The organism is Mucilaginibacter dorajii (genome assembly GCF_024808255.1).
Classification (GTDB): domain Bacteria; phylum Bacteroidota; class Bacteroidia; order Sphingobacteriales; family Sphingobacteriaceae; genus Mucilaginibacter; species Mucilaginibacter dorajii.
Genome location: NZ_JANTYS010000001.1, coordinates 262,116 through 276,522 on the forward strand (window position 1 = coordinate 262,116; position 14,407 = coordinate 276,522).

Below are 14,407 nucleotides of genomic sequence, written 5' to 3' on the forward strand. Positions count from 1 at the left end.
TTAAAAACGGAGTACTAAAAAAAGCAACTACAAAATAAATACTTTTTAAATTTTATATAGGACTAATGAAAATCAGGAAACAGCATTCAATAACCGGACAAAAAATAAGAACTAAATTTTTTATTACACTGGTATGTATTGGCGCATTAACCTCCGCCGCCCGTGCACAAAATAATGATGACCCGACAGCACGGAAATTGTACCTGGATTTTGGAGGTTCGGTGGGCGTGTTTATACCTTATGATCAGGTAAAAGGCCAGAAGACGCTGACCGGCTCCAACGCAATGACTTCACTGCAACTTAATTACCATCAAAATTATTTTATCAAATTGCAATTCGGCCAAACCACGGTCAATTTCAAGTCCCAAAACGCTTTTGGAACGTTAAGCTCGTTGATCGACGCAAAAACAAATAGTACCAACCTCGGTTTAAACATTGGTTACCAGCGAAGTTTTGGTCGCTGGCAGCCATTTGTCCTGGCCGGTGCCGGTGCCTCCTTCATTGACGTTCCGGCCACCTCCTTTGATAAGGTTTCCAACACTGTCAATTATACCACCTTTTCCGGTACTTACCTCTATATCAACGCAGGTGCCGGTATCAATTACAAAGTATCCAGATCCTTTACATTTTACCTGGAAGGGCAGGGATCTACTATACCCAATCTTCCTAATAAATCAAGTACCCATTTGAGCGGAATCAGCGCGATGATCGGTATCAAAGCGCCTTTATAATTCACCATTTTAAATTTATAGCCGTGTACAAACAAATTATTATGAGCACCGTATTCTCCGTGTTTTTTGGTTTAATTTCCCATGCGCAGCAGGTAGCCATCATCGGTAAATGGGAAACCCCGGATAAAGATATTATCGAGTTTTATCCAGAAGGACAGGTGTTAACCGCTAAACAGATCAGTTCTGAAACGGAGAAAGATAAAATTAATAACAATAAAATTATTGCGAAAGAGCTTAAATCGATGACTACAAAGGTTTTTGAGGGTATTGTGATCGACCCGAAAGACAATAAGACCTATCGAGGTCGTTTCACGATCAACGATTCGGGTACACAGTTGAATCTTAAAGTAAAGTGGGGTTTTTTGAGCTTTAATGAGACCTGGAAACGGGTAAATTGATCGTTTACCGTATTTATAGGTTTATATCTATTTTAGCATATGCATAAACACAGTTATCGGTTATACAGGATATATGGTTATCCGGGCTTCGGGTTGGTTTTGTACCTGATCCTTACATTAATCAATCCTTTTGACCGTACTTTTAACAGCTGGCGATATTATGCGTTCGGCGATTTTATCCTGGAGTTTCTATTTAGTGTAGCTTATGCAACTGCCCTGTTTGAGACAGGTATCCAGCTGACCTCATGGCTTAATAAATGGTATCCCTGGGAAGGTCGTATCAAAATCAGGTTTGGTATACAGTTTTTTTTACATGTCATCATTGTTTACCTGGTGCTTACCTTGTTTTTTAAGATCAACTTTCCTCATTATTTTGGTTATGATGAGTTGATGTTCAGACAAACGCTTATTGTCGGTGTAATCTTCTCTTTGCTGATCACTGCTGTTTTTGCAGCAGAGTATTTCTTTTATCGTTGGAACGACGCAAAATTGAAGTCACTGGAAATGGAGCAGCTTACTACACAAGCGCAGCTCGATGCATTAAAATTACAGCTGGATCCACACTTCCTGTTTAATAACCTGAGCATCGTAACTGCATTAATCGATGATCGGCCATCAACGGCTGTTTCCTACATCGCCAAATTGTCGTCCATTTACCGATATATGCTGACCAACCGGATACAGAACCTGATACCCCTAAAAGAAGAACTGGAATTTATTAAAGCTTATTTGTTTTTGTATCAGATCCGGTATGGGAACGGTATCAACGTCAGAATCGATGAGGTAAGAGTAGCTGAATTATCCTGCCTGCCTCCTTTGACATTACAATTGCTGATAGAAAATGCGATCAAGCACAATGTATTCAGTACAGATGCACCATTGAATATTCACATTTATTTTCCGGAGGGCAAATTCCTTGTAGTGGAGAACAATAAAATGCCCAAATTGATACCGGAGCCAAGTACAAATATGGGCATTAAAAACATCAGGGAAAGATACCGTCTGCTGAACGCCCCTGCACCTGTCATCACGGATGGTGATCTCCTTTTCCAGGTGAAGATACCATTGATCAATTTAAATAAGTAAAAAATAAAATTCCTATGCCCAATGTTTTAATCATCGAGGATGAGCTCCCGAATATACAAAGACTTGAAAAGATGCTTCATGCCTTAGACATGGACATTAGTATTGCAGGAACTCTCCAAACGGTTGAGGCAAGTGTCAAATGGCTGAAGACGCATGGGCAGCCGGATATTATCTTTATGGATATCCGGCTTACTGACGGCTTAAGTTTTGAGATCTTTAACCATGTAAAGATCACAGCTCCCGTGATATTTATCACCGCTTATGACGAATATGCGCTCAAAGCCTTTGAAGTAAACGGTGTAGATTATTTGCTAAAACCTTTGGAAGCCGATAAACTGGAAAATAGTTTATCCAAAGCAAAGGCGATTGCTGGATTAGAAAGCAACGAAAGTATATTGAGCCTTGTCAAAAGTATGCAGACCAAACAGCCGATATATCGCTCCCGGTTTTTAATCGCTTATAGAGACAAATACATATTGGTGATGGCAAATGATTTCGCTTATTTCACTTCGGAAAATAAAGCAACGTTCCTAATCACACATGATGCACAACGGTATATGATCGATCAAACTTTGGAAATCCTGGAGAAAGAACTTGACCCTGATGTATTTTTCAGGATAAGCCGCCAGTTTATTGTTTCCCTAAAATCTATCCATAAGATCCATCAATCCTTTAACGGCCAGTTAAAAATTGAACTTGTCCCTCCCTCAAATGAAGCTATCCTGATAAGTCGTGAAAAGTCAACCCAGTTAAAAAAATGGTTAGATCAATCAGATTTGTAAGCTAGGAGGCTTCGCAGTTGAGATGGGGTCTTTGCACGTTCAGTGCCCAATTTAGGCACTTCAGTCACTTAAAAAGAAGAATACCGACTATCCATTACATTTTTGCATCAAATAAATGCAAAATGTACCCGCAGTCTGTAGATAGATTATATAAGAAAGCGCTATTGATAGGCCTTTCCGCGCTGGTAGTAGTTGCCCTGATGCGCACTTTACACAGCAAGCAACATCCCGTTCAACATACTATTAAAGTAAGGTCTAAAGTAAAGTCCGGTATTTCAAAAGACTCCGTGTATCCTCAGCATAATAATTGAATTAGAACCCTGACATTCCTATTGTTTAAGAAGTGCTAATATTTTAACACGAAAATGATTAAGATAAAATCCATAACCCCCCAGGAAGGACTAAGCGCCTTTATTGATTTTCCACATGATCTGTATAAAGGTGATCCTAATTATGTACCTGAACTTTTTATTGCCCAGCGAGAGCTGTTTACAAAACATCCTTTCCACGAACATTCAAATGTACAATGCTTTTTGGCCTATGAAGGAAATAAAGTTGTTGGAAGAATTGCGGCTATTCTTAACAATCGGCATAATCAATATAATCAGGCCACCGATGGCTTTTTCGGTTTTTTTGACTGTATCAATGATCAAATAGTTGCTGGTCTTCTTTTTGATGCTGTCGTCGAATGGTTGAGGGAAAGAAACGTAAGCCAGGTTATCGGCCCAACTAACTTTTCGTTCAATGAAACATGCGGGTTGCTGGTAGAAGGCTTTCAATTCCCGCCGATAGTCATGATGCCTTATAATGCTCCCTATTACCCGGTTTTGATTGAAAACATAGGCTTCGTCAAAAAGCTGGATTTACTTGCTTTTCGTTTTGGAGAAGACGGCTATGATGACAAGTCGTTAAGGCTACTTGACCAGTTGCGTGAGCGCCTGAAACGTAACCGGATTTCTTTGCGCAAGATCAATATGAAAAACTTTAAGCAGGAAGCTGTCAGCATCCGCGAAGTATATAATAAAGCGTGGGATAAAAACACGGGGTTTGTACCCATGACGGATCATGAATTTGATCATATAGGGAAGGAAATGAAAATGATTCTTGACCCTGACTTTTGTCAGTTAGCTGAGCAGGATGGTAAGATTGTTGGATTTGCATTAGCCATACCAGACTTTAACCAGGTGCTGAAAAAGGTAAAAAGAGGGCGGTTGCTTCCAACTGGCCTCTTTAAGATCCTGCTCAACAGGAAGAAAGTTTCCGGTATAAGGATTATTTTACTGGGGGTGATTGATGGTTACCGAAAAATGGGGATCGAAGCCTGCTTATACGGAACAATCATTAAAGAATACCGTAAGAAGAGACTAAAGTATGCGGAGGCGTCCTGGACATTGGAGGATAATTTCCTCATCAACAACGCAATCACGGCAATAAAAGGTGAACCGTACAAAAAGTACCGTATATATAAAAAAGATATCTGAGCAATGTACTGCTTTCGATATAGAAAGATTGTGTGACTATGATATCTTTTTGAAAAAAAATCAATTCAATGAAATGCCTTCCAGTTTTTGAATAGTGCCAGCAAAAGATTAGATTTTTATTTAACTATTCTTATATTTTGTCAATCTAAGTTCATTAGAATCTTCAGCTAACGTGGCGTTTGGGATTTACTCCGGAATAAATGGCTACTATCTTATTCTGGGAGGCATGTTTTTTGAAGGCCCAACAGCCGAATCATGTACTTTCATTACCTGAAAATTCCTTATTCAGGCAAAGGCAGCCACGTACCATCCAAATGTGCCCTCTCCGGATTGAATACCATTCTGTCCATTGATGGAAATACATGACTTTAAGGCTGTACAGGTATTCCATAATCAAGATTAGGTCTACCATAGAAAAGCCATCAAGCTTGGACTATATGGGTGGGCATTGAGGTAATTTGGGGTATTTTATTAAAATATAATTGAATTTCTATATAATTCATTTCTTCTCCCCCTTGTTTGACCTGTTTACCTACCGTGTAAATCTTTGTTTTGCTCTACTTTCGAAACGCAATTATAAATGATTTTTCCGGATGTGCTTTTGCGCGTATCATTAAATCAATTTAGTAACCATTAATCCACCTGTTATTAGGCAAACGCCTTTATATAATATTAATTAAATGGGTGCATGCATGGGAATATGGCGAGGAGAAATGATAGTAATATTATGAAAGATAATTATTTGAAAACCCATTCTAATATCATTAGGTCAGCCGCAGTATTCATTTTTGTGAGTGCAGGATTTAAGGCGAATGCTCAAAGCAGTTTGAAGATATTACCCAATATAAATTATTGTGCAGTGCAGGCGCAAAAAACATTAAATGCTATTCCTGCAAACAATAATAACCTGCCTCGTAATATAGACAAAGGTAAAACAGACTGGCGCTATGTAAACTATAAAGATTGGTGCAGCGGTTTCTGGCCCGGGGTTTTATGGTATTTGTATGAAGGCACCCAGGATGAAAAATGGAAAATAGCTGCAGATAAATTCACACAGGAGTTAAAGCCACTTGCTGAGCATAGCGGGTTTGATCATGATTTGGGTTTTATGGTCTTTAACAGCTTCGGCAACGGATACCGGCTAATTAAAGATCCGGCATATAAACAGGTGATACTAAAATCGGCAGATTCACTGGCTACATTGTTTAACCCTAAGGTGGGTACTATTTTATCATGGCCGGGAATGGTGAAAAAGATGAACTGGCCCCATAATACCATTATTGATAATATGATTAACTTGGAGTTGTTATTCTGGGCTTCAAATAATGGCGGTAGCAGGCGTTTATATGATATTGCTGTTAAACACGCGGAAACTACGATGCACAACCATTTCAGGCCCGATTATACTTCTTATCACGTAGTAGTGTATGATACTGTTACCGGTAAAAAATTAAAAGGGATAACCCATCAGGGTTATGCAGATAACAGTATGTGGGCCAGGGGACAGTCATGGGCAATATATGGCTTCACCATGTGCTACCGCGAAACCCGGAAAGCGGAATTCTTAAATTTTGCACAAAAGGTGGCCGATGTGTATCTAAACCGTTTACCAACTGATCTGATACCCTATTGGGACTTTGACGACCCGGCTATCCCAAATGCTGTTAAAGATGCTTCGGCTGCATGTGTAACAGCTTCTGCATTGCTGGAACTATCGACCTTTATAAAAAATAAACCCAAGGCCCGGATTTACCGGCAAAAGGCAGAAGCTATGCTGCAAACACTTTCCACATCAGCATACCAGAGCCGTGGTGTAAATGATGCCTTTTTGCTGCACTCTACCGGGCATCACCCAGCGGGAACCGAAATAGACGCATCGATTATTTATGCTGACTATTATTACCTAGAAGCTTTAGTGCGGCTGGAGAAAATGAAATAACCTAACAAAATCATTCAGACAATTCAACTATGAAAAAAATAATTTGGTTAATAATCCTGCTTTGCTCCACAAAGTATTTGTGGGCTCAAACCGACACCATTAAGCCCAGCGCAATCTGGCCCGATACCCATGGTGGACATATTCAAGCCCACGGCGGTGGTGTTATTAAAGTAAAAGACACCTACTTGTGGTATGGTGAGCAACGAACAAGGGATCTAGATACGGCTTACCGCTACGTAAGCTGTTATGCTTCAAAAAACTTGGTTAACTGGACATTTAAGGGCAATGCGCTGATCCTGACGCGACCTGATCAAAATTTGCGCAATTGGGTATTAGAACGCCCCAAAGTTTTTTACAATAAAAAGAATAAGCAATATGTGATGTATATGCACATAGATGGTCAGATGGTGGATGCCAACGGGCAGGTGAATACAGCATCTGGCTACAGCTATGCCCGCGTAGGTGTAGCTGTAAGTAACCGAGCCGAAGGTCCATTTAAATTTATACGCACTTTCAGGCCGTTGGGCTATCAAAGCCGGGATATCGGTCAATTTATTGATGATGATGGCAGTGCCTACCTTATTTTCGAAGACCGTCCGAATGGCTTCCACATAGCCAGGCTATCAGACGACTACCTGGATGTTGAAAAGGATGTTTGCCTGATACCAGAGCATATGGAAGGCGGAGCCATTGTACATTATAAGGGCTTGTATTATTGCATTGGTTCCCTGCTTACGGGATGGACGCCTAATCCCAACAAGTATGCAACCGCTATTAGCCTGGCGGGGCCGTGGAGCGATTTTAAAGATATTGCCCCTCCTGAACAAAGAACCTACGGATCGCAATCTACTATGCTTTTAAAAGTTGAAGGTGCCAAGCAAACTACAATAATCTATATGGGCGATATCTGGAAACCCAGCGCCCAATGGGATTCCAGATACCTGTGGATGCCGCTACATATAGGTGACGGACAATTAGCACTTCCCCAACCACGACCCTGGACAATCAATGTGAAAACCGGCCAAACCAATACGTCCCAACCAGCGGGTAATACCATTCAACATTAGACTTTGAGATGTACATGAAACGCTTGCCTTATATCATTTTTTTTGTTACTATAACTCTGCCACAACTGCTTTGGGCTGGAGAGACGATTCCTGGTACTGTAGTTCGCGTCAGTTCTCCTGACCGACAATTGGTACTTACCTTTTATCAGAAACAGCTACAGCCTCAAAAAAGGGCTATGTATTACCATCTTGAACGCAATGGTAAGCCGCTGGTACTGGAATCTCTGCTCGATGTAAGGATGGACAACCGGTTGTCGGAAAACGCTATGGCCTTAAAAGTTGATGAACATGCTGATTGGTGCGAAAATTTGGTCGTGGAAGGAATAAGGACCGGCGCACATGATTCTACCTGGACGCCGCTAAACGGCGAAAGCGCTACTGTCAGAGACCAATACAACTATGCTAATGTAGAACTTAAGAAAGATGATAACCCAATCTACGAAATGCATGTGCAGATTAGGGTTTATAATCAGGGCGCGGCTATCAGGTATTATCTGCCGGAGAATCCTAAAGGTACTTATTATAACATTACAGACGAAAAAACTGAGTTTTCACTACCTGAGGGAACCATGGCCTGGGTAGCCAATTGGGCGCAGGCTCCTTATCAGAAACTGCCCTTGCACAATTGGCCAGGTGAGAGCGAAAGACCGCTGACCGTAGAACTACCGGGCCAGCAATACCTCTGCCTGGCAGAAGCCGGATTGGTAGATTATGCCCGTACCAAATATAAACTCAGTGATAAGCCCAGTACTATAGTTACATCTATGTTTGGAGAGGCGCAACTCATCTCGCCTATTGCCACACCTTGGCGAGCCATAATTGTTGCTGACCACCCAGGTGGACTGATTGAAAACAATTCACTATTGCTCAATCTGAATGAGGCTTGCCGGATCAAAGATACCGGTTGGATACAGCCTGGCAAAATTATGCGTGTGATGACCCAGACAACTGTTGATGCTCGTGCCAATATAGACTTTGCTGCACAGCAAAAACTGCAATATATTCTATTTGACTGGAAATGGTACGGCCCGGCCTTCAGTTTTCAGTCAGATGCTACACATGTGGCTATTCCGGACTTTAATCTGCCAGATATTATTGATTATGCCCGCCAAAAAGGCATAGGAGTATGGTTGTATGTTAATCAGCAAGCCTTGCTAGCCCAGAGCGATAGTCTTTTCAGGATTTATCAGCGCTGGGGCGTAAAAGGCGTAAAGTTTGGCTTTGTGCAGTCCGGTTCCCACAGGTGGACAACTTGGATTGAAAAGGCCATAAGACAAGCAGCAGACAGCCACGTGATGGTAAATATACATGATGACTGGAGACCTACTGGCGAGCAGCGCACCTGGCCTAACTTAATGACAGCCGAAGGCATCAAGGGCAACGAAGAAATGCCGGATGCTACACACAATACTATTTTACCCTTTACCCGGTATATAGCTGGTCCGGCTGATTATACGATTTGTTACTTTGATCACCGGATAAAAACTACCCATGCTCATCAATTGGCATTGGCAGCCATCTACTATAGCCCGATTCAAACCTTGTTTTGGTACGATCATCCCTCGCAGTATCATCAGGAGCCTGAATTGGAGTTCTGGAGCGAGATCCCTACTACCTGGGATGAAACAAGGATAATACAAGGTATGCCCGGTGAGTATATCACTACTGCAAGACGGAAAGGAACGGAGTGGTTTGTAGGTACCATTACCAATAACGAGGCCAGATCACTTAAAGTCGCTCTTAGCTTTCTGACGCCAGGAAAAAAATATAAGGCTAAAATATATAGTGATGATTCCAGTATTGCTACAGCTACACATGTGCGTGTGGGTAACATGTTGGTTAATAGCAAAACGGTTTTAAGCATTAGTCTGCAACCATCAGGAGGTGAGGCAATGCAGTTAGAAGAAATTAAATAAGCCTATTCAATAATGGATTTAACAATAGAAAATAATCTGGACATGCCAATTAAAAACATATTTACCCCATATATTCTAAGCGCGGATATAGGTGGTTCACATGTAACAGCTGCAATATGTAATTATAAAGAAAACAAGATCATAGAGCAAAGTCTGATCCGGGTTGATATCAACAGCCGGGCTCCGGCAGAGGATATTTTATTTACCTGGAGTAATGTGTTAAAACAGACCATGGAAAGAGCCAATGTTCATATATCGGGTTTATCGATGGCTATGCCCGGGCCCTTTGACTATGAGAATGGAATTTCTTATATCAAAGGCTTGAACAAATATGAATCTATCTACGGTGCTAACATTAAACACCTCCTGTCCGAAACCCTGCAAATTCATCATAACCGTATTAAATTCAGAAATGACGCAGAAGCTACCATCGCTGGTGAATGTATTGTTGGGGCCGGAAAGGAATATAGTAACGTAATGGGTGTTACCCTTGGAACGGGGTTTGGTTCCGCTCATTTTATAAATAGAGAAACGTGGGACTTGAATTTAGGTAGTTTACCGTTCAAGGAAACTATTTCCGATGATTATTTATCAACAAGGGGGTTCGTAAAACGATATAACGAATTATCTGGCAAAACCGTCGAGAATGTAAAGGAACTTGCTGTCAGGGCTGTTAATAAGGACCAGGATGCAGCCCAGGTATTTGAGGATTTTGCTCAAAACTTAAGTGATTTTCTAAAACCACATGTCCTTACGATATCTCCAGAATGCTTAATCCTATGCGGAAACATCGCACTTGCCGCTGACCTTTTTTTACCATCCTTGAAGAGCTATTTAAGTGGTGTAAAAATAGAATTGGCCCAAGTGGGGGAGCATGCTGCACTCTTGGGAGCAGCCGACCTTTTTAGACCATTTGATAAAACAGAGGCTCCAACAAAGAAAAATAAAATCCGATGACCAATAAACCAGCTTTTACCGAGAAGAAATTTATCGTGACCTTTGTTTTCGTCACCTCTCTTTTTTTAATGTGGGGATTGCTCCATTCCATGAGCGATGTGTTGAACAAACATTTCCAGAATGTATTGAGCGTTTCCAAATCACAGTCAGGGCTGATACAACTATCTGTTTTTGGCGCCTATTTTATCATGAGTATCCCGGCGGGATATTTCTTAAAGAAATTCGGCTATAAACCTGGCGTTATTTTAGGTCTGATTCTGTTTGCCACTGGCACCTTTTTATTTGTGCCTGCGGCAAACGCGGCGTCGTTCAATTTTTTCCGGATCGCCCTGTTCATTTTAGGATGCGGTATGGCAACGCTTGAAACCGTGGCACACCCTTTTGCCGCATCTTTAGGCGATCAGCGAACCAGTGATCAGCGTATTAACTTTTCGCAATCATTTAACGCAGTAGGCACTATCATCGGCCCGGCGCTTGGGTCATATTTTCTGCTGCGTACCGCAGGTGAACATTCTACCGATCTGGCCTCTGTTAAATCGTTATATGTTGGCATAGGGTGTGTGATTGTGTGTATAGCTATCGCTTTCCTGTTTTTAAAAGTTCCAGTATTAACAGATCATCATGTTGCCGTATCAGAAACTAATGCCGATGCCATAAATGTAAATGTTGCCCCAACAAAAAAACTATACGAGCACAAGCATTTTGTATGGGCAGTAGTGGCCCAGTTCTTTAATGTAGCAGCACAAGGCGGAACCTGGGCCTATTTTATTAATTACGGGCACGATGTAATGGGTTTCAGTAATGAAACTGCTGGCGGATATATGAGCGTTTTTATGGCCATGATGGCTGCCGGTCGTTTTGCAGGTACTTACCTCATGAGGTTTGTAGCTCCTAATAAATTATTGGCTGCATTTGCATCAGGAAGTGCTGTAATGTGTGTTATTGTGGCCCAGGGCTGGGGATGGACATCATATGTTGCCTTAATGATGATCAACTTTTTTTTCAGCATCATGTTCCCAACTATTTTTAGTTTAGGTCTGAAAAACCTGGGTAAACATACCCAGCAGGCCTCTTCCTTTATTTCTATGGGGGTGGTTGGGGGTGCATTCTTCCCGCTGCTGATGGGCCAGATCGCCAACCATGATGTGGCTAAAGCTTATTATTTGCCGATTGTTTGTTATGTGATAATCTTTTTGTTTGGCATTAAGTTTTATAAAGTGAGATTTCAATAAATGAAATCAGCGCTTTACTTTATAAAGGTATTCGTTGTTTTTGTAAATGTGTGCATTATATTTTATGGTATAATAAATTGGTTTCGTGACGATAATTAGAGAAAAATATAGTTTTAGCCATCTTATGATAATTATGCAGATATTATCATTAATGGTGATGAGCATAAGCCTTTTTGCCCAAAGCAATGAAAACTCTCCAAAATATAATTTTTCATATCTCGATAGGAAAGTTCAAGCTTGGGTAGATAGTGGATATTATACCGGAGCGTCCATCCTCATAGCAAAAAATAATCTGGTAATTCATGAAAAATATTTTGGCAGCTATACGCCCGGATCGGCTGCTTATATAGCATCAGCAGGTAAATGGCTGGCTGCAGCAACCATAGCGGCTGTAGTTGATGAAGGTAAGCTTTCATGGGATGACAAGGTGAGTAAATGGCTACCGGAGTTTAAGGATATCAAAGGCAAAGCTACTTTACGACAACTATTGTCGCACACAGCCGGATATCCGGATTATCAACCTGAAGGGCGACATCGCGATAACTACCAGACTTTAAAAGAATCAGTTGCTCATATTGTGAATTTACCGGCAGACACGCTACCCGGAACTAAATTTAAATATGGCGGGCTGGCGATGCAGGTAGCGGGTCGTATAGCTGAGCTTGCAACCGGAAAAGACTGGGAAACAATATTTCAGGAAAAGATAGCCCGGCCGCTACAAATGAAATTAACCCATTTTACACCTGTGAGTGAGGTTGATGGGCAAAGTCCTATGCTTGGCGGCGGAGCCAGGGCGGGTTTGGAAGATTATGGGAATTTTTTAAACATGATCATTAACGATGGTGTTTTTAAAGGCAAAAGAATATTATCTGTAAAGTCGATATATGAAATGCAGGCCAATCAGGTTGGCGAAGCGAAGGTGGCACCTGGTGAATTTGTTGAGAAGGCACGTGCCTCAAAACGTAAAGATATTTATGGCTTGGGTGAATGGCGCGAAGAAGTGGATGTCCAAGGGAACCCTGTATTGATTAGCAGTCCAAGCTGGGCTGGTGCGTATCCCTGGATTGATAAAAAGAATCATGTTTATGGCTTCTTTCTGGCCCGCGTAGCAACTAATAAAAACGGTTTTAATCCGTTTTTGGCAAGTCCGGTGCTACCGTTGTTGGTACGGGATGTATTAGATGTAGATTACAACCCAATATCCAAAGTATGGGTTGCAGATCAGGGTAATGGCACATATAAGAACCCTGTTTTATATGCAGACTATTCTGATCCCGATGCAATAAGAGTAGGAGATAATTATTACCTGGTATCTTCCAGCTTTAATTGTATGCCCGGATTGCCCGTTTTGCAGTCGAAGGACCTGGTTAACTGGAAGCTGATCAATTATGCGTTGAACAGGCAGGAACCAGCTGCGGTATATGATCAGCCTCAGCATGGTAAGGGAGTTTGGGCTCCGTGTATCCGATACCACAAGGGAGAGTTTTATATTTATTACCCCGACCCTGATTTTGGGATTTATATGGTTAAAGCCAAAGACCCGGCAGGGAAATGGTCAAAACCAATACTGGTGCTTCAGGGTAAGGGTATCATAGATCCAACCCCTATCTGGGATGAAGATGGCAAAGCATACCTGGGCATTGGTTGGGCCGGAAGCAGGGCAGGGGTAAATAGTTTAATTACAGTTTTTACCATGAACAGCGAAGGCACAAAAGTTACCGATGATGGTAAGCATGTTTACGATGGTCATGATCATAACCACACTATTGAGGGGCCCAAGTTTTATAAACGTAAGGGTTATTATTATATACTGGCACCTGCAGGTGGTGTAACTACCGGTTGGCAGCTTGCACTGCGATCAAAGCATATATATGGCCCGTACGAAGCTAAAGTAGTGATGAACCAGGGCAGTACCACGGTAAATGGTCCACATCAGGGTGCGCTGGTGGAGACACAAACAGGTGAGCCCTGGTTTATTCACTTTCAGGATAAAGGCGCTTATGGCAGAATTGTTTACCTGGAACCCGTAAAATGGGTAAATAACTGGCCGGTAATAGGAAAAGACGATGATGGTGATGGAACAGGAGAGCCGGTATCTGTTTATAAAAAGCCCAGCACTGGTAAAAACCACCCCATTGAAACACCGGCTGAAAGCGACGAGTTTAATACTGATAAGCCTGGTTTGCAATGGCAATGGAACGCGAATCCCAAAATTCAGTGGGGTGCACAAATAAAAGGATCAGGTTTTTTAAGGTTGTTTGCGTATCCGCAAGATAAGAATACGGTAAACCTTTGGACTACACCAAACTTGTTACTGCAAAAATTGTCTGCACCTGATTTTACCGCAACTACCAAAGTCGATTATAAAGTGGAGTGGGGGATATGGCAGGGGAAAAAGGCAGGCTTGCTCATCATGGGAAATGATTATTCATATCTGGCTATTGCCAAAGATGAAAAGGGATTTAAAGTAAGTCAGGTTATTTGTAAAGGAGTATTAAACGGGAATGCGGAGGAAATCATAGCCGAAGACCGGATTGGTCAGTCTACAGTTTACCTTCGGGTTTATGTGAGTGGGCCCGATGCGCGGTGTAGTTTTACTTACAGCGAAGACGGCATGAATTTTAAAAAGATTGGAGTACCATTTATCGCACAGCCCGATAAATGGATAGGGGCGAAGGTGGGCCTGTTTTGCATCAGTAAACCTGATGTACGTACGGGAGGATATGCTGATTTTGATTGGTTTAGGATAACGCCATAAATCTAATCAGGATGAATTTATGAATTAATGGGAAAGTACTGAATAGGCTTGTTAAAGACT

11 protein-coding genes are annotated in these 14,407 nt (G+C 41.7%); all 11 read left to right on the forward strand.

Annotated elements, in window-relative coordinates; translation table 11 throughout:
- Positions 1-65: 65 nt before the first annotated feature.
- Positions 66-731: an outer membrane protein gene (locus FHS10_RS00875; RefSeq protein WP_259086741.1), complete on the forward strand. Its 666-nt coding sequence runs from the start codon at positions 66-68 to the stop codon at positions 729-731.
- A gap of 41 nt (positions 732-772) precedes the next feature.
- On the forward strand, positions 773-1,129 hold the full coding sequence (locus tag FHS10_RS00880) for a DUF2147 domain-containing protein (protein WP_259086742.1): 357 nt from the start codon (positions 773-775) through the stop codon (positions 1,127-1,129).
- A 39-nt stretch (positions 1,130-1,168) separates the two neighbouring features.
- Positions 1,169-2,215 carry a sensor histidine kinase gene (locus FHS10_RS00885; RefSeq protein WP_259086743.1) on the forward strand — a complete coding sequence of 349 codons (1,047 nt, stop codon included), beginning with the start codon at positions 1,169-1,171 and terminating at the stop codon, positions 2,213-2,215.
- A gap of 14 nt (positions 2,216-2,229) precedes the next feature.
- Positions 2,230-2,997, forward strand: a complete 768-nt coding sequence (locus tag FHS10_RS00890; RefSeq protein ID WP_259086744.1) for a LytR/AlgR family response regulator transcription factor — start codon at positions 2,230-2,232, stop codon at positions 2,995-2,997.
- 365 nt (positions 2,998-3,362) lie between these two features.
- A complete protein-coding gene (locus FHS10_RS00895) occupies positions 3,363-4,478 on the forward strand; it encodes a hypothetical protein (protein ID WP_259086745.1) in 1,116 nt (371 codons plus the stop codon).
- Positions 4,479-5,337: 859 nt separating this feature from the next.
- Complete coding sequence (locus FHS10_RS00900) at positions 5,338-6,417, forward strand: glycoside hydrolase family 88 protein (protein WP_259086746.1); 1,080 nt, start codon at positions 5,338-5,340, stop codon at positions 6,415-6,417.
- A gap of 29 nt (positions 6,418-6,446) precedes the next feature.
- Positions 6,447-7,484, forward strand: a complete 1,038-nt coding sequence (locus tag FHS10_RS00905; protein ID WP_259086747.1) for a family 43 glycosylhydrolase — start codon at positions 6,447-6,449, stop codon at positions 7,482-7,484.
- Between the two features lie 86 nt (positions 7,485-7,570).
- Positions 7,571-9,400, forward strand: a complete 1,830-nt coding sequence (locus FHS10_RS00910) for a glycoside hydrolase family 97 protein (protein ID WP_259087187.1) — start codon at positions 7,571-7,573, stop codon at positions 9,398-9,400.
- 12 nt (positions 9,401-9,412) lie between these two features.
- A complete protein-coding gene (locus FHS10_RS00915; protein WP_259086748.1) occupies positions 9,413-10,357 on the forward strand; it encodes an ROK family protein in 945 nt (314 codons plus the stop codon).
- A complete protein-coding gene (gene fucP / locus FHS10_RS00920; RefSeq protein WP_259086749.1) occupies positions 10,354-11,589 on the forward strand; it encodes an L-fucose:H+ symporter permease in 1,236 nt (411 codons plus the stop codon). The genes FHS10_RS00915 and fucP overlap by 4 nt, the downstream gene beginning before the upstream one ends.
- A 133-nt stretch (positions 11,590-11,722) precedes the next feature.
- Positions 11,723-14,347 carry a family 43 glycosylhydrolase gene (locus tag FHS10_RS00925; protein WP_259086750.1) on the forward strand — a complete coding sequence of 875 codons (2,625 nt, stop codon included), beginning with the start codon at positions 11,723-11,725 and terminating at the stop codon, positions 14,345-14,347.
- Positions 14,348-14,407: the final 60 nt, after the last annotated feature.